This window comes from Terrimonas alba (genome assembly GCF_042434975.1).
GTDB classification, from domain to species: Bacteria; Bacteroidota; Bacteroidia; order Chitinophagales; family Chitinophagaceae; genus Terrimonas_B; species Terrimonas_B alba.
This window is the reverse complement of sequence record NZ_JBHMQM010000009.1, coordinates 99,228-126,131: the sequence shown is the minus strand read 5'-3', so window position 1 is coordinate 126,131 and position 26,904 is coordinate 99,228. Positions and strand designations below refer to the sequence as shown.

27 protein-coding genes are annotated in these 26,904 nt (G+C 40.6%); 14 read left to right on the top strand and 13 right to left on the bottom strand.

All coding sequences use genetic code 11. The features are described from left to right. Positions 1-63: 63 nt before the first annotated feature. The 3 genes from porL to porN all read left to right on the top strand — a co-directional run bounded on the left by porL (position 64) and on the right by porN (position 3,544). Complete coding sequence (porL, locus tag ACFEL9_RS23455; RefSeq protein WP_385895116.1) at positions 64-882, top strand: type IX secretion system motor protein PorL/GldL; 819 nt, start codon at positions 64-66, stop codon at positions 880-882. A gap of 101 nt (positions 883-983) precedes the next feature. Then, positions 984-2,516 (top strand): type IX secretion system motor protein PorM/GldM, encoded by a 1,533-nt coding sequence (gene porM, locus ACFEL9_RS23450; RefSeq protein WP_385895114.1) that lies wholly within the window; start codon positions 984-986, stop codon positions 2,514-2,516. Between the two features lie 11 nt (positions 2,517-2,527). After that, the gene (gene porN / locus ACFEL9_RS23445) at positions 2,528-3,544 is read left to right on the top strand and encodes a type IX secretion system ring subunit PorN/GldN (RefSeq protein ID WP_385895112.1); all 1,017 of its coding nucleotides are present in this window, start codon (positions 2,528-2,530) and stop codon (positions 3,542-3,544) included. A 207-nt stretch (positions 3,545-3,751) separates the two neighbouring features. Here the strand turns inward: porN and uvrC are convergent, their stop codons facing one another. From uvrC to gpmI, 6 genes are all read right to left on the bottom strand, one after another. Further along, positions 3,752-5,566 (bottom strand): excinuclease ABC subunit UvrC, encoded by a 1,815-nt coding sequence (uvrC, locus tag ACFEL9_RS23440; RefSeq protein ID WP_385895110.1) that lies wholly within the window; start codon positions 5,564-5,566, stop codon positions 3,752-3,754. A gap of 2 nt (positions 5,567-5,568) precedes the next feature. Then, positions 5,569-6,141: a hypothetical protein gene (locus ACFEL9_RS23435; RefSeq protein ID WP_385895108.1), complete on the bottom strand. Its 573-nt coding sequence runs from the start codon at positions 6,139-6,141 to the stop codon at positions 5,569-5,571. 149 nt (positions 6,142-6,290) lie between these two features. Continuing rightward, positions 6,291-7,664 (bottom strand): hypothetical protein, encoded by a 1,374-nt coding sequence (locus ACFEL9_RS23430; RefSeq protein ID WP_385895106.1) that lies wholly within the window; start codon positions 7,662-7,664, stop codon positions 6,291-6,293. A gap of 26 nt (positions 7,665-7,690) precedes the next feature. Further along, positions 7,691-8,272, bottom strand: coding sequence for an RNA polymerase sigma factor (locus tag ACFEL9_RS23425; RefSeq protein WP_385895105.1), 582 nt, complete (start codon positions 8,270-8,272; stop codon positions 7,691-7,693). A gap of 94 nt (positions 8,273-8,366) precedes the next feature. After that, positions 8,367-8,852, bottom strand: a complete 486-nt coding sequence (locus ACFEL9_RS23420) for a heme-binding domain-containing protein (RefSeq protein WP_385895103.1) — start codon at positions 8,850-8,852, stop codon at positions 8,367-8,369. Positions 8,853-8,870: 18 nt separating this feature from the next. Continuing rightward, positions 8,871-10,403: a 2,3-bisphosphoglycerate-independent phosphoglycerate mutase gene (gpmI, locus tag ACFEL9_RS23415; protein ID WP_385895101.1), complete on the bottom strand. Its 1,533-nt coding sequence runs from the start codon at positions 10,401-10,403 to the stop codon at positions 8,871-8,873. Positions 10,404-10,597: 194 nt separating this feature from the next. On the opposite strand from gpmI, the gene ACFEL9_RS23410 reads away from it, so the two are divergent. The 3 genes from ACFEL9_RS23410 (at position 10,598) to ACFEL9_RS23400 (ending at position 12,297) form a co-directional block, all read left to right on the top strand. After that, on the top strand, positions 10,598-10,987 hold the full coding sequence (locus ACFEL9_RS23410; RefSeq protein ID WP_276499952.1) for a DUF4783 domain-containing protein: 390 nt from the start codon (positions 10,598-10,600) through the stop codon (positions 10,985-10,987). Positions 10,988-11,067: 80 nt separating this feature from the next. Beyond that, positions 11,068-11,925, top strand: a complete 858-nt coding sequence (nadC, locus tag ACFEL9_RS23405; RefSeq protein ID WP_385895099.1) for a carboxylating nicotinate-nucleotide diphosphorylase — start codon at positions 11,068-11,070, stop codon at positions 11,923-11,925. Positions 11,926-11,955: 30 nt separating this feature from the next. After that, on the top strand, positions 11,956-12,297 hold the full coding sequence (locus ACFEL9_RS23400; protein WP_385895097.1) for a translation initiation factor: 342 nt from the start codon (positions 11,956-11,958) through the stop codon (positions 12,295-12,297). 363 nt (positions 12,298-12,660) lie between these two features. Here ACFEL9_RS23400 and ACFEL9_RS23395 read toward each other — a convergent pair whose 3' ends face one another. Continuing rightward, a complete protein-coding gene (locus ACFEL9_RS23395) occupies positions 12,661-14,112 on the bottom strand; it encodes an isocitrate/isopropylmalate family dehydrogenase (RefSeq protein WP_385895096.1) in 1,452 nt (483 codons plus the stop codon). A gap of 112 nt (positions 14,113-14,224) precedes the next feature. Between ACFEL9_RS23395 and apaG the strand changes: the two genes are divergently transcribed. Continuing rightward, the gene (apaG, locus tag ACFEL9_RS23390; protein ID WP_276499957.1) at positions 14,225-14,611 is read left to right on the top strand and encodes a Co2+/Mg2+ efflux facilitator ApaG/CorD; all 387 of its coding nucleotides are present in this window, start codon (positions 14,225-14,227) and stop codon (positions 14,609-14,611) included. Positions 14,612-14,626: 15 nt separating this feature from the next. Here the strand turns inward: apaG and ACFEL9_RS23385 are convergent, their stop codons facing one another. Continuing rightward, complete coding sequence (locus ACFEL9_RS23385; protein ID WP_385895094.1) at positions 14,627-15,670, bottom strand: fatty acid desaturase family protein; 1,044 nt, start codon at positions 15,668-15,670, stop codon at positions 14,627-14,629. Positions 15,671-15,747: 77 nt separating this feature from the next. Beyond that, a complete protein-coding gene (gene gldB, locus ACFEL9_RS23380; protein WP_385895092.1) occupies positions 15,748-16,785 on the bottom strand; it encodes a gliding motility lipoprotein GldB in 1,038 nt (345 codons plus the stop codon). A gap of 165 nt (positions 16,786-16,950) precedes the next feature. On the opposite strand from gldB, the gene ACFEL9_RS23375 reads away from it, so the two are divergent. Continuing rightward, entirely contained in the window at positions 16,951-18,786 is a 1,836-nt protein-coding gene (locus ACFEL9_RS23375; protein WP_385895090.1) for an NAD+ synthase, read from the top strand. Between the two features lie 2 nt (positions 18,787-18,788). On the opposite strand, the gene ACFEL9_RS23370 is transcribed toward ACFEL9_RS23375, so the two are convergent. Then, positions 18,789-19,247 (bottom strand): lipocalin family protein, encoded by a 459-nt coding sequence (locus tag ACFEL9_RS23370; protein ID WP_385895089.1) that lies wholly within the window; start codon positions 19,245-19,247, stop codon positions 18,789-18,791. 152 nt (positions 19,248-19,399) lie between these two features. Here ACFEL9_RS23370 and ACFEL9_RS23365 point away from each other — a divergent pair, with 152 nt between their 5' ends. The 5 genes from ACFEL9_RS23365 (at position 19,400) to rsgA (ending at position 24,247) form a co-directional block, all read left to right on the top strand. Then, positions 19,400-20,401 carry an AAA family ATPase gene (locus tag ACFEL9_RS23365; protein WP_385895087.1) on the top strand — a complete coding sequence of 334 codons (1,002 nt, stop codon included), beginning with the start codon at positions 19,400-19,402 and terminating at the stop codon, positions 20,399-20,401. A 34-nt stretch (positions 20,402-20,435) separates the two neighbouring features. Further along, positions 20,436-21,308 carry a DUF58 domain-containing protein gene (locus tag ACFEL9_RS23360; protein ID WP_385895085.1) on the top strand — a complete coding sequence of 291 codons (873 nt, stop codon included), beginning with the start codon at positions 20,436-20,438 and terminating at the stop codon, positions 21,306-21,308. 68 nt (positions 21,309-21,376) lie between these two features. Beyond that, a complete protein-coding gene (locus ACFEL9_RS23355) occupies positions 21,377-22,264 on the top strand; it encodes a hypothetical protein (protein ID WP_385895083.1) in 888 nt (295 codons plus the stop codon). Next, on the top strand, positions 22,264-23,277 hold the full coding sequence (locus ACFEL9_RS23350) for a vWA domain-containing protein (RefSeq protein ID WP_385895081.1): 1,014 nt from the start codon (positions 22,264-22,266) through the stop codon (positions 23,275-23,277). The genes ACFEL9_RS23355 and ACFEL9_RS23350 overlap by 1 nt, the downstream gene beginning before the upstream one ends. A 55-nt stretch (positions 23,278-23,332) precedes the next feature. After that, positions 23,333-24,247, top strand: coding sequence for a ribosome small subunit-dependent GTPase A (gene rsgA, locus ACFEL9_RS23345; RefSeq protein WP_385895079.1), 915 nt, complete (start codon positions 23,333-23,335; stop codon positions 24,245-24,247). A gap of 57 nt (positions 24,248-24,304) precedes the next feature. On the opposite strand, the gene ACFEL9_RS23340 is transcribed toward rsgA, so the two are convergent. From ACFEL9_RS23340 to ACFEL9_RS23330, 3 genes are all read right to left on the bottom strand, one after another. After that, positions 24,305-24,631 carry a hypothetical protein gene (locus ACFEL9_RS23340; protein ID WP_385895077.1) on the bottom strand — a complete coding sequence of 109 codons (327 nt, stop codon included), beginning with the start codon at positions 24,629-24,631 and terminating at the stop codon, positions 24,305-24,307. A gap of 73 nt (positions 24,632-24,704) precedes the next feature. Further along, positions 24,705-24,887 carry a hypothetical protein gene (locus tag ACFEL9_RS23335; protein ID WP_385895076.1) on the bottom strand — a complete coding sequence of 61 codons (183 nt, stop codon included), beginning with the start codon at positions 24,885-24,887 and terminating at the stop codon, positions 24,705-24,707. Positions 24,888-25,039: 152 nt separating this feature from the next. Continuing rightward, positions 25,040-25,561 (bottom strand): gamma carbonic anhydrase family protein, encoded by a 522-nt coding sequence (locus ACFEL9_RS23330; RefSeq protein WP_385895074.1) that lies wholly within the window; start codon positions 25,559-25,561, stop codon positions 25,040-25,042. Positions 25,562-25,719: 158 nt separating this feature from the next. On the opposite strand from ACFEL9_RS23330, the gene ACFEL9_RS23325 reads away from it, so the two are divergent. Continuing rightward, positions 25,720-26,895: an aspartate aminotransferase family protein gene (locus tag ACFEL9_RS23325; protein WP_385895072.1), complete on the top strand. Its 1,176-nt coding sequence runs from the start codon at positions 25,720-25,722 to the stop codon at positions 26,893-26,895. The last annotated feature ends 9 nt before the right edge of the window (positions 26,896-26,904 follow it).

Sequence of the window (26,904 nt, the reverse complement as noted above, 5' to 3'; positions counted from 1 at the left end):
CAATTTTTTTCATATTCACATCGTTTTAGTTAAAATTTAATAATCTATAAAAACGAACCCTTTATGCTATTCTTTAAAACCCCTAAAGGCCAGGTAGTTCTCAATTTCCTTTTTAGCTTCTTTGCCGCGGTTGTAATCTTTGCGGCGATGATGAAAATCCTTCACTGGCAAGGTGCTGACATCGCAATCATGGTTGGCTTGATCGCTGAAGCTATTGTGTTCCTGGTAATGGCCTTCTTAGTGCCTCCTCCTGAAGAACCACATTGGCAGCGTTATTTCCCTGATATCAACGTTCACCCCGACCTTGATCCAAACTTCAAACCGACGCCATTGGCTCTTAACTCTGGTGGTTCTGGTAACCCTGCCCTGAACAAATTGGACGACATGTTGCGTGAGGCAGACATTACTCCGGCTAACTTGGGTCGCCTGGGTGATAACTTCAAAAAATTAGGTGGAACTGTAGACAGAATGGCTGACATTACGGATGTAGTAGCAGCTACTGGAGACTACACAGCTAAAACCCGTGAAGCAGCTAATGCCTTAGGCACTATGAAAGATGCTTACCTGGGTGCAGCAAGCAGCATTCAGCATTTCAACAATGCCGCTGAAGGCACAAAACAATTCCACGATCAGGTAACTGTATTGACAAAAAATCTCGCCTCTCTGAATACTATATATGAATTAGAGTTGCAGGATACCAATAATCACCTGAAAGCAATGAACAAATTCTATAGCAACCTGACGCAAGCTTCTGAAGCTATGCAGGGTAGTGTAGAAGATGCTCAAAAAGCAAAAGAACAAATTTCACAATTAGCAACAAACCTGGGTCGCCTGAACAATGTTTATGGCAATATGCTCAGCGCTATGCAAGGTCGTAGCTAATAAAATTTTTAATAAAGGGTTCGTTTTAGATTTTAAAATTGAAATCCCGTATCCTAGATTTTTTGATAAGCACCATTAACTAAAATAAAAACCAAATCATCATGGCTTTACCTCGTGAGCCCCGGCAGAAAATGATCAACATGATGTACCTCGTTCTCACAGCCCTGCTGGCGCTGAACGTATCATCTGAGATATTGAATGCCTTCAAAACGGTGAATAAAAGCTTGGAGAATACCAATACTACTGTAAATAAATCTACAGAGACTATATTGGCTTCTCTTCAACAAAAAACCTTAGAACCAACTACAGCTGAAAAAGCCAAAATATGGAATCCTAAGGCTATCGATGCAGAAAAATTCAGTAAAAGTGTATTTCAGTTTATTCAAGGGCTGAAGGATCAGATTTTGACTGAAGCAGGCGGTAATCCTAATGACCCTACTCAAAAGTTCAAAGAGGACAATCTTGATATCGCAACGCGCATCATGGTAGAAAAGGGTCAAGGTCAAAAACTTCTTTCAATGTTATCTGACTATAGAAAAAATATACTAGGGATTGATAAGTCGATTGATTCGGCCTTTAAAACATCTCTTCCTATTAACCTCGATAAGCCAGCCTCTACGAATAAGGCAGCGAAAACTTGGGAGGGGGCATATTTCCATATGGTGCCGACGGTAGCCGCTTTAACGATTCTCAGTAAATTTCAAAATGATGTAAAGACCGCTGAAAATAGAGTCGTTGCATTTTGTCATGAACAAGTAGGGAAAGTTGAAGTGAGATTTGACTCTTACGAAGCAATAGTTGGACAAAATTCGAAATACTTGATGCCTGGGCAGGAAATTGAAATCACTGCTGGTTTAGGAGCATTTAGTAAAACAAAACTTCCAATGGTATCGGTTGGAGGCTCAAATGTTCAAGTAAATGAAAAGGGTATGGCTGTTTATAAAGCACCTGCCGGTGGAATTGGCGCTCATACGCTAAATGTTACAGTTTCATTTAAAGATCAGGATGGTAAAGACCAAACCAGAACTTTTCCTGTGGAATATACAGTAGGTCAGGCCAACGCTTCTATTGCTCTTGATGAAATGAACGTTCTTTACGTAGGATACGACAACAAAGTAACTATCGCGGCAAGCGGTGGTGGTGATGATAAAGTACAAGCATCTATCAGCGGCGGCGGCGGTTCTTTGGTTAAAGTTGGTGGTGGTAAATATATTGCCAGGGTTAATTCAGTAACTGATGATTGTAAGATCACAGTATCTGTTGATGGCAAAGTAGCCGGTGTTTCCCAATTCCGTGTTCGTACTATTCCTCAGCCTACTGCAACTGTGGGTGCTTACCCGAGTGGTGAAAGTATAGCGGCAGGTGCATTCAAAGCACAATCAGGTGTGGGCGCCTACATCAAAGACTTCCCTCTCAATTTGAAATATTCTGTAACCAGCTTCACCATCGCAGCCGACAATGCTGAAGGAGATATTGATGAAGCTGCTTGTCAGGGTAACCTTTGGAGCCCTAAAGCCCTTCAAATTGTAAGAGGCCTTGGTCCAAACAGAACAGTAACGATTGACAATATTCGTGCAGTTGGCCCCGATGGTAGAAATCAGAAATTACCTTCGCTGGTATATTATATAAAATAAATTTTGAAGAGATGAAAAGTTTTGTTGTAAAAGGTTGTCTACTCGCTGTGTGTGCGTCAATATTGGTAGCTGAAGCTAATGCCCAGCGTACCGGCCGCAGAAGGACAAATGCTCCGGCAAATAATGCGCAGCAAAATCAGCAACAGACCAATATAACTACGCCGCCTTCGGGTTACAATCCTTACGGCAATATTCCCATCGTTGTTGACTCAGCAGGTGTTTCTGACACGGTAGTTAAAAAGTCGCTTCGTAATGACAATGCTTTTGATAAAAGCAGCTTGAATGCCCGTACACCATTAACTTATGAACATTTAAGGGCGGACGATGCCTTATTTGCTGAAAAAGTATGGCGTGAGTTGGACCTGCGTGAAAAAATGAATGCTCCCTTCCGCTACGAGGCTGAAAGTGATAATGGCAGCCAGATGTTTGTAAATATGCTGCTAAAGGCGGTTAGCTCGGGCGAGGTGACAGCTTTTTCGGACGACCGGTTTACCACACCTGTTACTATTGCTGATCTTCAGCAGCAAACGGTGGGTACTGCAGATACTGTTCCCCAGGTCGATCCTAACGATCCCAGCAAGGTGATTCGCTATGTGGTGACACGAGCCAGCTTTGACGCAAAAAGTGTGGTGAAACTCCGAATAAAAGAAGAATGGGTGTTCGATCGCGAAGCCAGCAGATATTTCGTCCGTATTCTCGGAATTGCGCCGCTTAAAACACAATTTTTCCCAAATGGCCAGGAAAGACCCGGAAGCACCCCTATGTTTTGGGTTTACTACCCGGATATGCGTCCTATCCTGACCAAGTACGAGGTATATAATCCAAAAAATATGGGTAATAGCCGGATGACCTGGGAAGAATTGTTTGAAAGCCGTATGTTCAGCAGCTATATTACTAAATCTACGTTGGATAATGCTGCTAACCGTACAATACGTCAATACATTAAAGATCCCATTCTGGCGTTGTTAGAGGGCGAGAACATTAAAGAGAAGATCTTTAATTACGAACAGGATCTTTGGTCTTATTAAGTTTTTCCGCGAAATTTTGTATAAAAAGCCCCTTATCAAAGGGGCTTTTTTATTGATAAACAATTTCTAAGCAATAAATAAAAAGCAAAAAATATCTGTCTCCACTATTAGGATTATAGGAAAATATTTGTATTTTCGTCTCGGTTTTTCATAGGATATTGGATTTTAAAAACGGGGCTGGATTTCTATCCTGGCCCCATTTTTTATTTAATAACCTTCTTCTTTGTGGTTATTAAAATAGTTAAATACCAGTAAAGCCTTGGCTCTTCCAACAGTTTTTTCTAACTCCTCAGCCGTCAATCCCCGGATATTTTTCACTGATTTATATTCTTTTAGCAAGATATCAGCGGTCGCTTTTCCAATACCAGTAATATCCTCCAACTCATTTTTAAAAGTGCCTTTGCTTCTTTTATTGCGGTGAAAAGTGATTCCAAAACGATGTACTTCATCCCTGATCCGGCGAATTAATTTAAGACTATCACTATTATAAGGGAGTTTCAAAGACTCTTTGTCACCTACAAAAAAGAGTTCCTCTTCATTTTTGGCCAATCCGACCAGCGTCGTTTTGCCGGTAATAGCCAGTTCATCAATTGCTTCTGATGCAGCGCTTAATTGCCCCTTTCCGCCATCAATGATTACGAGTTTGGGGAAAGGCTTATTTTCTTCTATAAGCCGCCTATATCGTCTAAAAACTGCTTCTTTCATCGAGGCAAAATCATTGATACCTTCCACAGTTTTCACATTAAAATGACGATAATCTTTTTTGCTCGGCTCCCCGTTTTTAAAACATACCATAGCCGAAACAGGATAACTGCCCTGGAAGTTAGAGTTGTCAAAGCATTCAATATGATCGGGTAATTCCGGCAGCTGCAGGTCTGCCTGTAGTCGTTCGAGTATCTTGATTTGATCGGTATTTGCTGAGAGTTTCAGTCTTTCCTTATTTTTCAATTCCCCGATAAAGTAGTCGACATTTTTTTCAGAAAGTTCAAGCAATTTTTTTTTATCGCCGCCTTTCGGAATAGTAATTGTTATTTGATCCTGAGGGTAATCAATAGGAAAAGGAACAACTATCTCCGGAGCATTACTATCAAAACTGGTTCTTAATTGAGCAACTGAGAAGCTTAATATTTCTTCCTCCGTTTCATCCAGATGAGTTTCCAGTTTGTTGGTTTGTGTTTGAACAATAGTGCCATTACGAATCATCAGGAAGTTGACAAAGGCTATATCTTTTTCTTTTCTTAAAGCAAATACATCGAGGTCGCCAGCCTTTATATTGGTAATAACTGATTTTGACTGATAATTTTCCAGGTATTCAATTTTCTTTTTTGTTATTTCCGCTTTTTCAAAGGCCAGATTAGCGGCATGGGCTTTCATTTCTTCTTTGAAGTGACGAATTACCGGCGAAAGATTACCCCGCAGCAGATTTTTTAACTGGTCAATACTTTCCGCATAATCTTCTTTTGTTTGAAGTCCTTCACAAGGGCCCTTGCAATTTCCCAGGTGGTATTCCAGGCATACTTTGAATTTTTTCTGCTCAATATTCTTTTGAGTAAGATTGAGGGAGCAATTTCTTAGAGGTATTGTATGACGGGTGAACTCAATTAGTTCCCGAACTTTTTTTACGGAAGTATAAGGACCGAGATATTGTGAACCATCTTCTATTCTTTTCCGGGTAAGAAAAACCCGGGGGAAGGGTTCATTTTTAATAACGATAAATGGGTAGCTCTTATCATCTTTTAAGTTGATATTAAAAATAGGCTGAAACTCTTTGATCAGCGAGTTTTCTAAAAGAAAGGCATCCTGTTCGGAGTTTACAAGAGTAAACTCGATACGATTGATCCGCCTGACGAGCTCATTTGTTTTGTAGCTGGTAATACTTTTATTGAAGTATGAGCCAACCCTTTTACGAATGTTTTTGGCTTTGCCGACATATATCAGGTCATTCGTTGCGGAATAGTATTTATAGATACCGGGCTGTTGAGGAATGCTTGCTGCAATATGTTGAAATTCCTTTGTTGTCATGCTTATTCGTTCTCACCCCAAACTACTTTGAATGTAGTTGTTTTTTCAGGTTGTCCTGCCAATTGTCGGGTAGTAGTTACCTGGAAGCTTTCATCTACTTTCCATAGAAGCTTTTTTTGCACTGCGCTATCTTTTGTATTAACAGTGGTTTCAATAAAAATGTTGGTTACCTTATCGCCGGATGGATCCGGTTTAATTAATATTTGCTGCCGCTGTACCTGTTCCTTTTCGGGGTCTACAGGACTATAAGTTATCATTACCCGGTTCAATGACTCATCAAATAATTTTTCTTCTTTGTAACGATCTTCATACTTAGGTGAGGCAATGTCAGGAACAGTGAGAAAATCATTCGCAATTACACGAAACTGATCCCGATGAATAAACGTAGTGTCGGTTTGTATGCTATCAATAAAGTCCAGCTTACGGATTGAATAAAGAGAAGTATCCATGGCTGCTATTTGTCCCTTAATAAAAGAAAGGGCCGGGAAGAATTTTTCTCCTTCTTTTTTCTCTTTTTGCTTACAACTATTGAAAAAAAATAATCCAGCGATTAAAAGGCTATAACTTAATTTCATCCGGGTCAATATGTGATTGATAATTATCGGGCAAAATTAATTGAAAAGAGAACTTTTAATAACATTTTACCGCAACTGAATCTGGTAAAAAAATATCTTGTCTTTAAGAAAGACAAGATATTCTGAGAATAGATAGTATAGGAATAGTTTTATTTGTTTAGCGTGACACCTATTTTCAACCCAAAATCAAACAAGTTTTCTTTAATTGGATATGTATTATGAAAGCTTGAAAGAATTTGATAGCGAACCTGTGGCCCAATTTGCCATTTTGTTTTTCCACTGGTGTAATTAACAAAAGTTTCGAATCCAGTACTCAGGTTTACATGACGGATGAGCCTTGGCACTTCAGCATAGTTCTTATAATCGGTCGAAATCAGGTAAGCCCTGTCATTGAGAACGTAGGTGGGTTGTATTGTCCCCGCCACTCCAACGCTGGTTTTTTCATTACCAGCCAATTTCATCTCCACACCAATAGGGGTTGAGACTGAGAAATAGAAATTTTTTAACCAATCAGATTTATAGCCCGCATAATTGCGATAATAGGTCCAGGTAGAAATTGTCGAGTTACTGCCGTTCCCACCATTTAAATCGATAGTGGCGACCTCTCCGTTAAAGGCATATGCTTTTATGTCATAACGATTGATATTGAACTGGAGACCTCCTCTTACTTTCAATCCCCTGGTTATTGGATATCTGCCTGAGAAACCAATTTGCAGGCCTAAGTCAGGCTTATGTGTAACAGCACTGTTTACATCCTGCAAGTAAGCAAAAGGATAATTTGAAGAAGATGGATTGTCAACTGATTTATTTACACTGAGCCGACGATAACTAATAGTAGGAGTTACAAACAACTGCCAGCTAATTTTTTTGGATGGCTTTTTATATTTATAAGAATTTATAACACTTTCGATGGTATACGGAGAATAAGACTCAGTCTGACGAGGTGTTTTTATTACCGCCCCCGGAATAGTTTTAGCATCCGATAGATGATTAGCAACTTCGGGGAGCCGGGAAATTTCAAACGATGCAACGGGATGAAGATTTATGTTCGTAAAGGTTGAATGCTGATCGCTTTTTACAGGATGTTCAATTAGTACAGGATCAATTAAAACCTCATCAACAGAAATGTCTTCGGTTTCCGGTAATACTACAGGAGGAAGGTTGGAAAAGCTACCCTCATTTTTAGAGTCGATTAAAGGGGATGTTTCTTTTGCAGCAAAGGGAAGAAGATCCTCGATATTTTTGGGTTCCACTTTTTCAGTAGAGATATTCGCAACAGGTAAATTGTTGTTGAAAGCTGTGGTGCCATTTTTCCCTGAAACCGGGTGCGTAGTCATTACCCAGGTTACGGCGCCACCCGTAAGTAATAGTAAAACTCCCAGCCAGAATCCGTACCATCTTCTTCTTGTATGAAGGGCATTATTAACTCCCTCCCATACTTTTTCTGACGGGAACATCCGGTATTGATCAGCACTTTCCTTTATATAATGCTCAAATTCCTTATCGTTATAGCTGCTCTCCATAACCAGTTAAAAATTAAGAGTACGAATCATCGATGGCTAACGGCCATAAGCCAATCGATATCTTGTTTTGGTTTTTGTATAATTTTCTTCCGTATCAGAATATCTTCCAACATCGCTTTAGCCCTGGTGTATTGGCTTCGGCTGGTGCTTTCCTCTATATCCAGCATATCCGCAATCTCCCGATGACTGTACCCTTCTACCGCATACAAGTTCAAAACAGTGCGGTAACCAATCGGCAATAGCCGAATGCATTCTACCACTTGTTTTGCCTGTATAATTGCCGGAACACTTTCTTCCCTGATCTGTATACCAGTAGCGTAAATAATATCTACACTTTCATTGAACTTTTTGTTTTTCTTCAGGATATTGATACACGTATGAACGATTATTCGTCTTACCCATCCTTCAAATGCACCGCGATTTTCGAAAGTGTGTATTTGTAAAAAGACTTTTATAAAGCCTTCCTGCAACATATCTTCCGCATCTTCGCGGTTATGCCCGTATCGATAACAAACCGCCAGCATTTTTGAACAATACTTGTTGTAAAGTTCCCGCTGAGCGGCAGCATCATTGTTTAAACAACCTTTTAAAATGGCTTCTTCGGTCATATATGCCGTTTGGTTGTCTGTAATTTAGACATTTTTTACATACAAAAGCTGCATGAAATAGTAAATTTCAGTGGCGATATGTGGGAAATACCTCTTATTTTTTCCTTATAAGACTATCAATAGGGTATTTGGCTTCCATGCTATCCCGGAGCGCATTTGTCCAACTGATTAATTTTTCTTTTTCTGCAGCCGTAAGTATGGCGTCCTTATGCACCCAGGTATAAGATTGCAAAGGCATTTCACCTTCCTTTATTTGTTCTTCAATTTCTTCCAATTTGTGGTATTGGTATCGGAGGCTTCGCTTGGTGTAGTCGTCCAGGTTCAAATGTTTCTTTCCATCGTTCACATGGCCGTTCATCCACCAGTCTACTGGTTGTATGGCAGAATACCAGGGATATTCTGTGTTATTAGAATGGCAGTCGTTACACGCTTTTGCAAGGATAATTTTTACATCATCCGGAACGGGATGAGCGTTGCCGATATAATTGGCCTGAGGACCGGTAGCCTTGTTCTTTTCAGGATGAATAAATTGAATAATGATCAGTATCACCAATAAAAACAGGAAGATCTTTTTTAGCATGGGAGATTTTTGTGAAAATTATGGGTTGTCAATTAAAATTTCACCACTCATTTCTTTTGGAATTGGTAAACCCATCATGAATAATATAGTGGGGGCGATATCTCCCAGTTTTCCGGGCTTAATTGTTCCTCTCCAATTTTTGTCAATAATAAACAAAGGAACCGGGTTTAATGTGTGGGCTGTATTAGGAGACCCATCTTCATTAATGAGGTAATCTGAATTTCCATGATCTGCCGTCAAAAAGATGGTGTAACCGTTAGCAAGTCCCGCGGTTACCACTTTTTCGACACATTGGTCCACGGTTTCTGCCGCTTTTATTGCAGCTTCCCAAACACCCGTATGGCCTACCATATCTGCATTGGCATAATTGAGGCAAATAAAGTCGGCAGATTTATTGTTTATTTCTGGTAAAAGAGCATCAGTCATTTCATAGGCGCTCATCTCTGGCTGAAGATCGTAGGTGGCAACCTTTGGTGAAGGAATAAGAATTCTCGATTCGCCTTCAAAAGGTATTTCGCGGCCGCCACTGAAAAAGAAAGTTACATGGGGATACTTTTCTGTTTCGGCAATCCGAATTTGCTTTAACCCATTTTGCTGTAGTATGTCACCCAATGTATTTTTTAAGTCGTCGTTATCAAAAACTACATGAACATTTTGAAAACTTTGATCATACTGTGTCATGGTTGTATAATGAAGAGCCAGCTTCTTCATGTTGTATTCAGGAAAATCTTTTTGCGTTAGCACCTCCGTTATTTCCCGGCACCGGTCGGTGCGGAAATTGAAACAGAAAGCGACATCCCCATCTTTTATGGTCGTTACCGGGCGGCCATCCTTATTGGTAATAACAACCGGCTTTATAAACTCATCGGTGATATTATTGGCATAGGAGTTTTCTACAGCCGTAATGGCATTATTTGATAACTCACCAATGCCATTTACCAAAGCGTCATAAGCCAGCTTTACTCTTTCCCAACGCTTATCCCTGTCCATAGCATAATAGCGACCGCTTACCGTTGCGATTTTGCCCACAGTTTTGTCCAAATGTAGCTGCAGCTCTTTTATAAATCCTAAACCACTTTTTGGATCACAGTCACGACCGTCCGTAAATGCATGCACATACACGTCTGACAAACCTTCAGCCTGGCAGATCTCAATAATTGCTTTCAGGTGATTAATGTGGGAATGCACACCGCCGTCACTTACGAGACCAAGCAAATGAAACGGCTTGTTATTTTGTTTTGCAAACCGGATTGCTTGTAACAATTGTTCGTTCTTTGCCAAAGAACCATCTTTAATAGCAACATTTATTCGCTGCAACTCCTGGTAGACAATGCGGCCGGCTCCCAGGTTTAAGTGACCCACTTCAGAATTGCCCATTTGCCCATCGGGTAAGCCTACTGATTCTCCGCAAGTTATAAGAGTAGTATTCGGGTAAGCAGCATATAAAGATTTGGTGAAAGGTACGTTAGCATGCTGGATGGCGTCAGAAGATGCAACTTTTCCGAGTCCCCAGCCGTCCATAATAATTAAAATAACTTTTTTTTGGCCCATTAGATGATTAATTGTTTAGTATAAATTCATTTGTTATAGGGTAACAATGCGTTGTAAATCTACAAATCATTCATCTATTTAAGCCTTAAAGATATTTAACAACCGGTTTTTATTATTTTAGTATTCCGGTGTCAATGGCGATTATCCTATGGCACATTTTTAGGACTATATTGCCTATGGAAAACAAATTAAATATGAAACTTTTATTTACTTCTTTTTTGGTTGCTTCGCTTATTGTTTTTTCCTCGTTTGCGCAGTCAAGTAATATTGACGGTGTAATCGGAGCTTTACGCATAGGTAATGCTTCTGAACTGGCTAAGTATTTTGATGATAATGTTGAATTGACGTTGCCTGTAAAAAGTGATAGCTATAGTAAAGCCCAGGCTCAAGTAATCTTAAAAGACTTTTTTGCTAATAACGGCGTAAAGACTTTTGTGTTAAAACATAAAGGTGATTCACCCGGCGGAAATTATTGTATCGGTACCCTGCAAACAAAATCGGGCAACTTCCGGGCTCATGTTTTTATGAAAGTGAAGGGGGGAAAAGAAGTATTGAAAGAAATTCGTTTCCAATCCATCGAGTAAATATCATTTAAAATATCAGGTAAAGCCTTTCCACTACCGGGCAAATCGAAGTACTGGGAAGGCTTTCTTATTTTTGCTCCATGAGTTTTGATAGTCAACTTAACCACCTGATAGATGAAGCGCTAAAAGAAGATGTTGGTGATGGAGATCATAGCAGTTTATCCTGTATTCCTTCCAATGCAAAAGGTAAGGCGGTCTTAAAAATAAAGCAGGAAGGCATATTAGCCGGCGTAGATGTTGCACGCAAAATCTTTACCTATAAAGAGCCGACATCCATCCTCACTCTCTATAAACGGGATGGGGAAAAGATGGCTTTTGGTGAAAAAGCCTTTGAAGTTGAAGCCTCTGTCCACACAATTTTACAGTGCGAGAGACTTGTACTGAATTGCATGCAAAGAATGAGCGGAATTGCTACCCTGACAAAGGAATATACAGACAAATTAAAAGGTTCTAAAACCCGCCTGTTAGACACCCGTAAAACAACTCCCAATTTTCGGTTATTGGAAAAGGAAGCGGTGAGAATTGGTGGCGGGGTCAATCATCGTTTTGGATTGTTTGATATGATCATGTTGAAGGATAATCATATTGATTATGCCGGTGGAATTGAAAAGGCCATCGAAAAGGCATATGAGTATGTACTAAATAAAAAACCCGGGTTAAAAATTGAAGTAGAAACCAGGAGCATCGAAGACGTAAAAAAGGTTGTCGCCATAGGAAAAGGAAAAGTGTTTCGCATCATGCTCGACAATTTTAACCCGGAGCAAATAAAGGAAGCCGTGGCATTAATTGGCGAGGATTTTGAAACCGAGGCTAGCGGAGGAATCGATCTTGAAAATATCGGGGAATATGCTCAAACGGGAGTGGACTTTGTTAGTGTAGGGGCATTGGTACACCAGGCAAAGAGTTTGGACCTGAGCCTTAAGGCCGTCATCGCCTGATAAATCTTAAGTTTTAAAGTTGTAAAATTCATGTCAAAAAAAAATAAGCCTGACAACAGGGGATTTGTGTACAGTACAGATCCTAACTTCAAGTTTGAAGAGAATCAGCAAAACTTCGAAACTTTATCTGCGTCACAACAAAAATTGAAGATCCGGTTAGATACAAAGCATCGTGGGGGTAAGGTCGTTACGCTGATTGAAGGGTTTATTGGGGAAGAAAGTGCCCTGGAAGACTTGGGAAAAAAGCTAAAATCATTTTGTGGAACCGGAGGGTCAGCCAAGGATGGCGAAATTATAGTACAGGGTGATCAACGGGAGAAAGTGCTGCAATGGTTAATAAAAAATGGGTACAAGCTGGCTAGGAAAATTTAAGTAATTATAATTTGCTAAAAATGAATAACCCCTGGGTACTATGTGGTATTGGTGTTTTGTTCTGCATTGGTGGGGTATACTTTTTCTTCCGGAATATATATGAAGAAGATCAATCAGTGTCCTGGGCTGTAACAATTATGATTATGGGAGTCATATTAATTGCAGCAGGAACCGCCAAATATTTTAAGCTACTTTGAGTTTTGGTTTTCTTTATTGTAGATATAGCTTAATGCTTCCCCTGGACATTTTCTTACCGGTTCAATGATCTTTTCGGTTGAGGCGCCATCCGGGGTAGATCAGCAAAAAAGGAAATGAGCTTTTCATTTCCCCCCAATCCATAATAATCATATCAATCGTGGTTCTCTATTGCCCCTGCGACAAACTATAGGCTTTTTTATCTCCCCACATATTCAATAACTCTAACGAACATATTTTAAAATTGCCACTCAGACTGACATAGAGGCCGATTATGTCCTGCTGATTTAACGGAGAACCGTCAATACTTTCAAAGCGGACATTGTATTGATTCACCAGGTTGGTAAATACTGATCCGGTAGGCCATACCTGTGTACCGCGATTGCTGACATTAACGATATTAAATTTAACACCGCCATGCCGCTGACATTTGTGGGCAATTATTTCTGGCTGTTCATCACTTTCGATAAACATGTCTACACCGATTATGTTTTCCTGCTCCATTTCTGCAGAGACCATCATCGGGTTTTTTTCCAGCTTAAATACCGTTTGCAATGCTGGTTTATTGGGTAAAAGCTCCTTCGCATTCAACTGTGGTTTTTTTCCAAAGTTGCTGATAATGGTTTCAGCAAATTGTGTTGTATTTAACGGCGGGATGCTTTTATCCCCAAAATCACCGGTTCTCGTTCCTGTCTCTAATGTATAAAGCAAAGCATTTTCAATTTCCGCCGCGTTTTGCATATAGCCGAGGTGACGAAGCATTGCAATCCCACTCAGAAGCAGGGCAGTGGGATTAGCAATATTTTTTCCGGCGATATCCGGCGCTGTCCCGTGCACAGCCTCAAATATGCAAATATGATCGCCAATATTACCAGACGGAGCAAACCCTAGTCCACCTACTAAGCCAGCACAAAGGTCAGAAACAATATCTCCCTGCAGGTTGGTTAAGACAATCACATCAAAGATATCCGGCCTTGTTACCAACTTCATGCATAGATCATCTACAATTACATCATCAGCTTTCAACTCAGGATAGTCTTTGGCCACCTCATAAAAACAATCCAGGAATAGACCATCTGTAATTTTCATAATATTGGCCTTATGGCCGCAAGTGATACGACGGGCATTTTTTTGTCTTGCCATTTCAAACGCATACTTGATCACCTGCAGGCTACCTGGACGAGTAATAAAACGACGGCTCAGTGCCACGTCATGGGTAAGCATGTGTTCTATTCCTCCATAGGTATCCTCGATATTTTCTCTAACAACTGTTATATCAATAGGAATTCCCGCCTTGCTAAAAACAGTATCTACGCCGTGCAGCGTTTGGAATACCCTTTTGTTAGCATAAGTGTTCCAGGTTTTTCGGGCGGTAACATTTACACTTTTTACGCCTTTACCTTTAGGAGTTTCCATGGGACCTTTGAACAGGATGCCAAGATTTTCTATCGTAGTTTTTGCCTCAGGTGTCATTCCATTGGAAAAACCTTTGTCAAAAACCCATTTTCCCATTTCAACGTATTCAAATTCAAGTGGAGTTTTGTTGGCTTTAAAAATGCTAAGAACGGCATTCATGATCTCAGGCCCTATTCCGTCGCCCTGCGCTACAGCTATCTTCATAGTGGAAATTTTAGAGGTGTTTTGAAGGCGCAAATTTAAGCCTTGAGGAGTAAAATCCGGCAAGATTTACCGCCGTCAGTGTTTTTCGTTATTTTTACGTAAACTGATTGGTATGAATAGTCTCATTTCTGAGGGTGTGGAGGTAAGTGTAGAAACATTTTACCAGCCGGATTATAGCAACCCTATTCAGTCAGAATTTATGTTCGCCTATCGCATTACGCTGGAAAATCACAACACTTTCCCGGTAAAACTTCATCGTCGCAGCTGGAATATTTTTGATAGCAATGGAAGTACAAGGGAAGTGGAAGGTGAAGGAGTAGTGGGGGTTCAGCCGACCATTCAGCCAGGCGAAACTTACCAATACGTCAGTGGTTGTAATCTTCGTACCGAAATGGGTAAAATGAAAGGGACTTACCAAATGGAAAACCTGAACAATAAGCAGATGTTCACGGTTGACATTCCTGCATTTGAAATGATTGTCCCGATGAAGAACAATTAGGTTATTTCATTCTTCCTAAAATTCGATTTTTCTTGTTCTCTCCTTCATTAATGCTATAGCCTGTTCCCGGCTTGTAAATATGTTATTGATGTTTACCAAATTGTCAGCCAGCTTATCATATCTTTTTGTAAGCAGGTACAAAAAGACGTGCAGATAATGAATGCCATCAAATATGATCGCTTTGTTATTGGCAAATTCATCTTTTCTTCTCAATAGTTCAGCCGGCATATCCGTATAATGCATTCCAGGCCTAAGGTGATGTATGATATGATAGCCATCATTCCAGCAGACATGATTGTATTTTGTATTGATACAGTTGATCGAGTTAGTATATAAATTATCCGGATTGGAACTATCAATAAAAGAATGCTGTGTCCAGTTGCCCAGCATCATCACCAACCGGGCAAACAATAAAGGAACAATAAAAACCAATAAAGTGGCTTTTAGGTTCAAAAAACACATGCCGATGCAAAAGAAAATGAAAACATATTCGCCAAATGTCAGGCGCATGTAGAGTTTTTTTCTTTTTCGATAATAGAGATACAGTATGGTATTCTTAACGCCAACAAGAAGGAATTTCAGGAAATAAACGAGAAAATCTTTGACACTATCTCTTTGATAGGCCATCGTGCTGCTGGTATCATCCTCGGTATTGTTTTCTATGTGATGCATCCCCAGATGATGGCTGAAGTATCCTTCGGGGGCATGCCCAAACAAAGGGCAAATGATCCAGGTAATATAAGTATGGATCCATTGATACGGTTTCTTAAAACACTTGCGGTGACAGATACAATGAAACATTAACCCAAACCTGCCTTTGAAATATAGTTGTGAAAAATAAAAATAAGGAACTACTATCAGCCACCACCACCATCCCTGCAGTACCGGTGTAAATAATAGGATGGCAACAGGTAAAATGAAAATATGAATCCAGGTCAATAAATAAATAAAAGGGAGATCCCGCTTATCATTTATAATGTGAAGCCAAAGTTTATCATACCAGGTAAATTTTTCCTTCGGAACATAAGTAGGGTCAGTAAGGGTGGAAAGTGTCTTCATGCTACTAAATAAGTTTAACGACTAAACCACAATATAAGCAAATAGAAAGCAGGCGGAACAAAAGAATAAATTTGCAACTATTTCGGCTTGTACTTAGATTCATCCAGTATCTGTTTGGCAGACGCCTTCATTACTTCTTCAGGTTTTATACCAGCGTGTTTTTCGACAAACTTTTTAACGATTTGCCACCCTATCCACGGGCCGATATTACCGGGCGAGTTTTCCTGGGAAAAACCTTGTGTAAACGGAGCTTCACCTATGTAGTTTTGAATCGTTACCGGGTCTACAGTGTACAAATTTTCATTCTTCACAATATAGGTCCAGATCAGGCCTTCGTTCTCCTGGCACCAGTCAATTTGCTCCCTTGTATAACCTGTTTTGATATAATCAGGCGTTTCTGGCAAAAATTTATCAATCAGCCACCATTGCTTGCCCTTTTCAATCATCTGTTCTATCAAAGGCCTGGTACTGCTTTTATCAGGGAAAATATCATCAGCCACCAGTTTCATTACGTCGGCTATGATATATTCCTTTGAAAACCTGCGGCTGCGATACAGCGGCACAACGTTGTTGATAAAATATTCCTGGTTATAAAGTGAAAAGTTTTTTCCAAGGTAAAACTGGAGACTTATTCCTAAGAAATCGGGGCCGATAAAATTAGGCGTCAAATCCCCGTTACTCATTTTTGCCATATCGTTCAGCGAATTCATCGGGCCCACTACGGGGATGATTTTCCCAGGTGTTTTATAGGCAGGAAAATAATACTTCACGTAGCGAAATGCCCTTTCTATCTCAGCTTTTTCTGAATTAAAGTCTGTATAAATTTTTTGGGATGAATCAAACACTGGTTTATATAACCGGTAGAAGCTGTTAATGCCTTCCTGGCTGGTAACGCCAACAATATTTTCCAGGAACACGGGTAATAGTACGGGATATTTTGCCTGCAAATTCGCCAGCCCTCTTTGAACGTTTGTTGTGTCTAAGGAAAAAAAATCTTCATCAAATCTTTCAACTGCGAGGTTCACTTTAATACCGGAAATATCGGGTGTATTTTTTTGATTTTTGCAGGCAGCAAAAGCAATAAGTGCAAACAAAAAAGGGATGGCTTTTTTCATAGCTCTTGTAAACGAAATGAGTGTTTAAATGTTGTTTGCGAAGATATAGAAACGTTAGTGGCTCATCAGTGCCGGTTTTTATCCGGGTGTTCAGGCAGTGATTGCTATTGTCAGGCAGATTAGTTTTTTACTTTTCATTTGGCAGTGGGGAGTTAAATTTGTAGTATGAAGATTGCATTAGCGCAGCAGAATTATCATATCGGCAATTTTGAAGATAACTCAAGCAAGATTATTGACGGCATCAACTGGGCAAAGCAACAAGGTGCTGACCTGGTGGTTTTTTCTGAGTTATGTGTTTGCGGATATCCTCCCAGGGATTTTCTTGAATTCAGTGATTTTATTAATAAATGTTATGCCGCCGTTGACAGCATCCGGGAGCATGCGGATACAATTGGTGTATTAATCGGCAGCCCTGCCAGGAATCTGCAAAAAGAAGGCAAAGACCTTTTCAATGCTGTTTTTCTCTTGCATGAAAAAGAGATAAAGGCCGAGGTTCATAAAACATTGTTGCCAAACTATGATGTGTTTGATGAATACCGCTATTTTGAACCAGCATTTGAATGGAATGTAATAGAATTTAAGGGGAAAAAATTGGCAGTTACTATTTGTGAAGATGTCTGGAATATGGGTGACAACCCCCTTTATCGCATCACGCCCATGGAAAAGCTGGTATTGCAAAAGCCGGATGTGATGATCAACCTTTCTGCATCACCTTATAATTACGCACAGGATATTGTGCGAAACAGTATTGTCAAAGCTCATACGCTAAAGTATAATTTACCGATGCTTTATTGTAACACGGTGGGTTCGCAAACAGAAATTGTTTTCGATGGAGGTAGCCTGGTGTATGACGATTGTGGCAACCAGGTCAGAGAGATGAAGTATTTCGAAGAGGATTACCAGGTATTTGACTTAAAAGACCTCACCCAAACCCTCTCCAAAGGAGAGGGCTTAGCCAACGCACAAAGCCAGCTTGTCGAAAATGCTTCAGTTGATGAAAAGATTTCAAAACGGAGGGAATATTCGTCAAGCGAGGCAGGTGCGCAGGTGGCCTTTCCGCCGGTTGGCGGAGAAGGAGGGGATTGGGCCGGGCCTGTTTATTTCTCTGCTACCGATGTTGGCGTAGGAGAGGATACAATCCAATACCTGACCAATGAAAAAAACATGGATGAGATTTACCATGTTTTAATACTTGGTATCCGGGATTATTTTAAGAAAATGGGCTTTAAAAAAGCTATACTGGGATCATCCGGGGGAATTGATAGTGCGGTTACCCAGGCATTGGCTGTTGAAGCGTTGGGCAAGGAAAATGTGAGGGCCATCCTGATGCCCTCTCATTATTCAACATCGCATTCAGTGAGTGACGCAGAGCAGTTGAGCGAAAACCTGGATAATCCTTATGACATTGTTTCCATCAAAAATATTTATGACGCTTTTATTACTGAATTGAGGCCGATTTTCAAGGATACGCCTTTTGGCGTCGCTGAGGAGAACATTCAAAGCCGTACAAGGGGAAATTTGTTGATGGCAATTGCAAATAAGTTTGGGTATATTTTGCTAAACACTTCTAATAAAAGTGAACTTGCAACAGGGTATGGTACGTTGTATGGTGACATGGCAGGCGGTTTAAGTGTACTGGGTGATGTATACAAAATGCAAATATTCGCACTCGCCAGGTACATTAACCGTCATAAAGAAATCATTCCTGTCAATATCATAACAAAACCTCCTTCTGCTGAACTAAGGCCCAATCAAAAGGACAGTGATAGTTTGCCGGAATACGATACACTCGACCGTGTTTTATATGAGTATATCGAGTTGAGAAACGGACCCAAAGAGATAATTGCAAAGGGATTCGATCCGGCATTGGTAGCACGGGTGCTAAAACTGGTTAATACGAATGAGTATAAGCGAAACCAGTTTTGCCCCATCATTCGAATCAGCTTTAAAGCATTCGGTGTAGGTCGCCGGGTTCCTATTGTTGGCAAATATCTCTCCTGATCCTAATGAATAAAAGTGATTACAACATTTTGTGTTGAACCAGCTATCGTCATATTTTGAGACACCACTAGTTCCGTTTCTGTCAAACTCACAATGGTGAATGAACTGCTGCCACCGGTGAACAAAGGAGTAGAAATAAATAGAATGGTCTCATTAGTTTGAAAATTCCAGGTAAAAGGAGTGGTTTGCGGATCAGATGCATCACATTTTGTCGGGCCTTCATCAGCAGTACCTGTACCGGCCGTTGCAAAGGTTGCTATATTGTCTTTTTGACAAGCTTGCAAAAAAGCGGAAACGGATGTGCCACCAACTTTTGCATCGCTGAATTTCCAGGAACTTTTTGCCAATAATTCTGTTCTTGTCTTACCAGCCGGTGAAGGATCATCATCTTTGCTACAGCTGGTATTCAATATTTGCAATGTAGAAAATAGAACTACTGCTAATAAAAATCGTTTTTGCATAGAAGGGATTTTTTTAGTAAAAATAAGCCCAGATTTTTATCACTACAAAGTAGAAATACTTAAAAAAAGAGAACTATTTCCCCTCATTTACCATATCGGCAAATAATTTGCTTAAATCAAGTTCGTATTTTGTGATACCATAAATCAAGCCAATGTATAAAACCGCAGAAGACATCCGGCAGTTAAATGATCGAATCAGCCATGCCGGCCAGTTTACAGATAAGTTAAGAGAAGAGGTAGGCCATGTCATAGTTGGGCAAAGTCATATGCTCGATCGTTTGTTGATCGGGTTGCTGAGTAACGGACACGTTTTATTGGAAGGTGTGCCGGGCCTCGCAAAAACGCTGACTATAAAATCCCTTTCCCAGGCCATCCATGCGCAGTTTAGCAGGATCCAGTTTACGCCTGATCTTTTACCTGCAGATGTGATAGGAACGTTGATTTATAACCAGCAAAAAAATGAATTTGTTGTTCGCAAGGGACCCATTTTTGCCAATTTCATTCTAGCTGATGAAATTAACAGGGCCCCGGCCAAGGTGCAATCGGCCTTACTGGAAGCCATGCAGGAACGACAAGTGACTATTGGTGATACGACTTACAAACTGGAGCAGCCGTTTCTTGTGCTGGCAACACAAAATCCGCTGGAGCAGGAGGGTACTTATGCTTTACCGGAAGCACAGGTGGATCGCTTTATCATGAAAGTGGTAGTAGGCTATCCAAAAATGCACGAAGAACAATTGATATTGCGTCAAAATACACAAGGTTTAACTACTCCGACAATAAGGCAAGTGGTTTCAATCCAGGAAGTGTTGAATGCAAAAGAGCTCACTCGTCAAATATATATGGATGAAAAAGTGGAAAAGTATATTCTCGATATTGTATTTGCAACAAGGACACCTGAGAAATACCAGTTAGAAAAATTGAAACCCCTGATCTCTTACGGAGCTTCACCACGGGGCAGCATTAACCTGGCGTTGGCGTCAAAGGCCCAGGCATTTTTAAATAAAAGAGGTTTTGTAATACCGGAAGATGTACGAAGTATTTGTAATGATGTCTTACGACATCGCATAGGCCTCACTTATGAAGCGGAGGCAGAGAACGTAAAAGTGGAAGACATTATTGAAGATATTTTGAAACAGGTCAATGTACCCTAATAAGTTTTAAGTTTAAAAATTTAAATGTTTAAGGTTGTTAACAACGGCTGAAATATTAAAGAAAGTTCGACAGCTCGAGATTAAAAGCAAGAAGCTGGCCAGTGACCTTTTCACGGGTGAGTATCACAGCGCTTTTAAAGGGAAGGGCATGTCGTTTAAAGAGGTGAGGGAATATGCAGCCGGTGATGATATTCGTTTTATTGATTGGAATGTATCGGCAAGGTTTGGTCATCCTTTTAGCAAGATCTTTGAAGAAGAGAGAGAGCTGACCGTAATGCTATTAGTGGATATAAGTGCCAGTTCATTATTTGGGACCGTTCATGCCCGCAAAAGAGATATTATTACTGAAATAGGGGCGGTGCTAAGCTTTTCCGCCGTCAATAATTCAGATAAAGTTGGCGTCATATTCTATAGTGATAAAGTGGAAGCCTATATTCCGCCTAAGAAAGGGAGGCAGCATGCCCTGTATATTGTAAGAGAGTTGTTGAGCAAGGAGCCAAAAGGCAAAAGTACCCAGGTGAATTCGGCGCTTCGCTATTTTAACAACTCTACTAAACAAAAAAGCATTGCTTTTATCCTGAGTGATTTTTTGGACGGTAATTATGAGGATGCACTGCGGATCGCCGGGAAAAAACATGATGTGATCGGTATAAAAATATATGATAAAATGGATATGGAATTGCCCAGTGCGGGTTTAATCCAGGTGCAGGATGCAGAGTCGGGAGAAATAAAATGGGTAGACAGCAGCAGTGCATTTGTGCGATACAGTTATCAGCAGGAGTTTTTTAAAATGACAGACTATAGCACCCAAACTTTTAAAAAAGCGGGTTGTGACTTGTTACATGTGCGAACCGGGGATGATTATGTAAAAGTGCTGCAAAGGTTTTTTGTAAGCAGGAATAAATAAACCACCTTTTTACCCATTCCCGAAAATGGTCGGGGTTGGAACGAACACAAGCCCAGGATTTTGTTTAAATGAGGAATAACTTTTTTTATAGAACCGCTATAGCTATAGGTTTATTTTTTGTCACTGCAACTGTTGCGGCGCAAAACAAGACTGTAGTAAGAGCGGTAGTTGATAAATCAAAGATTTTAATTGGTGAGCCTTTGCGAATAACATTGGAGGCTGATATCCCCGAGCATGAAGCTATCCGTTTTTTCCAGTTCGACTCGATTCCACATTTTGAATTTTTAGGCAGACCAAAGATTGATACGTCGAATACGGGCAGAGGAACTCTCCTGAAGCAGGTATTAATGCTTACCAGTTTTGACTCGGGTCATTGGGTCATTCCTGCATTTCTGCTTACTGATGCTATTGCCACCGACTCAATACCGGTGGATGTTGTTTTTTCTCCTTTCGATCCCGCTCAACCTTATCATGATGTGAAAGACATAATTGAGGTAAATCCGCAGGAGGAAAAAAAGGAAATCAAATGGTGGTATTTTGTAGCCGGAGCAGCAGTGTTGTTATTGCTGATCATTCTTTTGTTCAGAAAAAAGAAAAAGCCTGTTGTCGTTGTTGTTGCTGAGCCGGCAGACCCTTACAAGGAAGCAATATTAGAATTGCAAAAATTGCAAGCCGAAAGACCCGAAATCAAGGAATATTATTCAAGACTGGTAGATATTTTCAGGGTGTATGTATCAGCCAAAAAAGGAATTCATTCTTTACAGGCCACTACGAATGACCTGGTAAGGCAATTAAAAGGCCTCGGCCTTCGAAATGATGAATTTGATAAGTTGTCCCATACCCTACGGCAAAGCGATTTTGTCAAGTATGCAAAATATGTTCCTTCGACCGAAGATGATAAAAATAATTTTGAAAACATAAGCCGCTCTATCCAACAGATAGAGCAAATGCAATAATGTTGTACGATTGGATTAAAAATATCGACTTTGCTTATCCCGAGAATTTTTTGTTGCTCGGATTGGTTCCCTTCATGATATGGTGGTATATAAAAAAATACAACAAACGCCAGTCCTCCGTCAGGGTGTCTTCAACGAGATCTTTTACTGTATCCACGGCCAAAAATTATTTCCGCCATGTACCCTTTATTTTGCGCTTGCTCACTGTTACGGCGTTGATCATGGCCTTGGCAAGGCCGCAAAAAAGAAATGATCAGCAGCAGACCCTGGGTGAGGGAATTGATATTGTGTTATGCATGGATGTAAGCGGTAGCATGGGCTCCCGCGATATTTTGCCATCCCGGATGGAGGTGGCCAAAGAAGTCGCTATTGATTTTGTATTAAGCCGGCCCATTGACCGGATAGGCCTGGTTATTTTTTCAGGCGAAAGCTTCTCCCAGGTTCCTATTACAACTGATCGAAATACATTGGTCAGTCAAATACAGTCCCTGGAAAGCAGGCGTTATTTAAAAGACGGAACTGTAATAGGTGAAGGATTAGCTACAGCCGTGGATCGTTTATCAAAAAGTGAAGCCAAAAGTCGGGTGATCGTATTGCTGACAGATGGAAAGGAAGATGCGCCGGATACCAGGCTAATTGACCCACTCACGGCTCTTGAAATTGCGAAGTCAAAAGGTGTAAAAGTGTATTCTATCGGGATGGGGGCTTCTCCGTCTACGATCGTAGAGATAACCGGCAATGCGCCGAGGCAAAAAACCGCTGCTATCGACTTTATTGATGAAGCACTGCTTCGGCGGATAGCGGAAGAGACAGGTGGCCGTTATTTCAGGGCAAGAGATAAAGCGGGTTTACAAAATATCTATAAACAGATAGATCAGCTTGAGAAGTCCAAAGTGGAGTACACTTCCTATAAGCGTTATGAGGAATTATTTTTGCCGTTAGCCCTTGCTGCAATTTTCTTTTTGCTAGTTGAGATAATACTTCGCTACACCATTTTTAGAAGATTTCCCTGATTAATTATGAGGTTACCGGTCCGAATTAGTACCAATTCCTGAAATTCGCAACACAATGAAAGCACTGGTTTATAAATCAACGGGCAGCTGGTACACTGTAAAGGACGACTCGGGGCAGTGGCACAATGCCCGGATGAAAGGCGTTTTTAAAATCGATAATATTACCAGTACTAATCCCGTTGCTGTAGGTGATGAGGTGGAAATAGATATGAACGGAGAACCGATGATCGTTGAGATTCATCCCCGCAAAAACTATATCAACCGCCAATCTCCGCGGGTAAAATTTCAACATCATATTGTAGCTTCTAATCTGGATCAGTCTTTATTGGTGGCAACACTTAAAGAGCCCAAAACATCGCAGGGTTTTATCGACCGGTTTTTGGTAGCCTCGGAGATGTTTCATGTAAAAGCATTGATTGCATTTAACAAATCCGACCTTTTTAAAAAGAAAGAACAGGAGCGATTTGAAGAAATGAAGGAAATGTATGAGGCAGTGGGGTATAAAGTTTTTTTAACCAGCACAAAGGAAAACACCGGCATCGGGGAATTAAAGAAGGAGCTCAAAGATAAAACTACCCTAATTAGCGGCCATAGTGGGGTAGGTAAGTCTTCATTGCTGAATATTATATTTCCCGGGATGAATTTAAAAACGCAGGGTGTAAGTGGCTGGAGCGGTAAAGGACAGCACACTACTACTTTTGCTGAAATGTTTGACCTGCCATTCGGAGGCAGGATCATCGATACGCCGGGTATGAGAGAATTCGGCCTTGTTGATGTTTCCAAACAAGAAGTATCCCATTATTTTCCGGAAATGCGGGAAAGGCTGAATGATTGCCAATTCAACAATTGCCTGCATGTAAACGAGCCGGGTTGCGCAATAAAAGAAGCCGTAGCCAACGGTGAGATCAGCGAAGAACGGTATGTCAGTTATGTGAATATAATGGAGTCGATAGAAGAGAGGAGCTACTAAATGCAATGTAGTTACCGGTTACCAGTTTCCGGTAACTGGCAACTGGTAACACTTCGGTTATGCTATATTTTTTACCTGGTTAAACAATTTGCCCTGTAAAATATTCGCCAGTTCCACTACTGCCAGGTTATCTTTTGGCTGGGCAGCATTAGTCTTTGTCGGGTGGACAGAAATGCCGTTATAAATATTGTAGCGTAATGTGAGGGGATGGCCTTTGTATTTAAAATCCCAGTTTATGGAATCAAATTCATCTTCCTTATTCAGAAATTTGATACGGAGGTCGTCATTCATAATGCCAGCAATCTGGTAGAAAAAATTTAAGCCGCCATCATCTGCCAGTACTGCTTCGGTGCATCCTAAAGAGGTACGTAAATTGAGACTCATAGTAAAGAGTTTAGGGTTTTAATGGTTTTTACTATAAGACTTGGATATATTAAAAAAGGCTGCTCGGCCTTTGTTAACTTTTAAACTTTTTTGCTTTCCTCGCAGCTTTTTCTGCAGCAGGATCACCAGCGGCTAATTTTTCGGCCCCGATATTCTTACCATTCGTTGGACATCCATATTTTGGCTTAAACATATTGCAGGATGTTATGGCCATCATCAAACCAGCCAGCACCATTATCGTAAGAATATTTTTCATAATTGCTTTCTTCGTATAACGAAAGTAAAAATTAGAAATTGCTTCTACTATAGTAGAATTACGGACAGTTGTTTGCCTACTTCATAAGGCACATCAATTCAGAAGGTTGAACCGACCAAATTTTTATAATAAACTACAAAACACCTGAACTTTTACACTTTCTCCCGGAACCAATCTGCATACTTGATATAATTGTTGGCAATCCGATCGATTTCACCATGAATCAGTTCCTGCGAAATGGCCTTAATCTTCTTTGCCGGAACACCTGCATAAATACTGCCAGCTTCGCAAATGGTATTTTCTAGTACCACCGCACCCGCTGCAATGATCGTGTTACTATTTACGATACAATTGTCCATAACGATGGCTCCCATGCCAATTAATACGTTATCATGGATGGTACAGCCATGTACGATAGCATTGTGACCTATTGAAACATTATTGCCGATTGTAGTTCCAAATTTTTGATAGGTGCAGTGGATGCAGGCACCATCCTGTACATTCACCTTATTACCCATTTTTATAAAATTGACATCTCCCCGGATCACCGTGTTAAACCAGGCACTACAGTCATCTCCCATCACTACATTCCCAACGATAGTGGCATTGGGAGCAATAAAACAGTTATTTCCCCACTCGGGATATTTGTCTTCTACCGGAAGTATTACAGGCATAGTAAAAAGTTTAAGGTTTGAAGTTGTTGTACCTATTCTTTGTTGGTTTCGTCCACCGCAAAGTATCAACGCTCTTTTCTTTGCTCAATAAATGTTGCTTGCAAATTAGCCAATTTCTTTTGCGTGTTAACCAGCCTTTGCGTTCTTTGCCTCAAAATATGAATCAGCGGGAGCTTTTTTTACGTCATATAGGCCAAACCTCGCCTGCACCACTCTCTCTTGAGATTGTAAAAGCTGAAGGTGCGTTGCTGTATGACGTCGATGGAAAAGAGTATATTGATCTTATCGGGGGTATTAGCGTCGCAAATACCGGTCATCGGCATCCCAGGGTGGTAGCCGCCATTCAGCAGCAGCTTGACGCTTACCTGCACATTATGGTGTATGGTGAATTTGTAGAAAGCCCGCAGGTACAATATGCCAAATTGTTGACAGATCATCTTCCGGCATCACTTAATTCAGTTTACTTCACTAACTCTGGTGCTGAAGCGGTGGAAGGCGCCATGAAGCTGGCTAAAAGGGTCACCAATCGTAGCCAGATCATAGCTTTTAAAAATTCTTATCATGGCTCCACCCAGGGAGCTTTAAGTATTATCGGCGATGAATACTGGCGCAATGCATACAGACCTTTACTGCCCGATGTTCTGCACCTCAATTACAATTCTTTTGATGCAATCGATGAAATATCGGAGCGAACTGCCTGTGTGATCGCTGAAACCGTGCAGGCGGAGGCAGGCGTCAAAGCACCCTCCAAAGAATGGATGCTGACATTAAGAAAAAAGTGTAGCGAAACAGGAACGTTATTAATTCTGGATGAGATACAAACCGGTTTCGGTCGGACTGGTAAACTGTGGGGGTTTGAACATTTCGGGATTGTTCCGGATATAGTTTTATTGGGTAAGGCATTAGGTGGAGGAATGCCTCTTGGTGCGTTTGTAGCTGATAAGCAGCTAATGGATGCATTTACTGAAAATCCAGTCTTAGGTCATATTACCACATTTGGCGGCCATCCTGTTTGTTGCGCAGCCGGTATGGCGGCCATGAAAGCCCTGATCGACGAAGGAATGATGAATGATGTCGAACAAAAACTAAATCTATTTAAATCCCTATTGGTTCATCCGAAAATAAAAGCCATTCATTCATTCGGCTTGTGGCTGGCTGTGGAATTTGATTCGTTTGAAGCCAATAAAAAGGTGATCGACTATTGTATTATCAATGGAGTTTTAATAGATTGGTTCCTATTTGCTGCTAATTGTATTCGTATTTCACCACCACTAATAATTTCGGAACAACAAATTAAAAAATCAGCCTCCATAATTATTAAAGCACTGAACTAAATTTTTGAT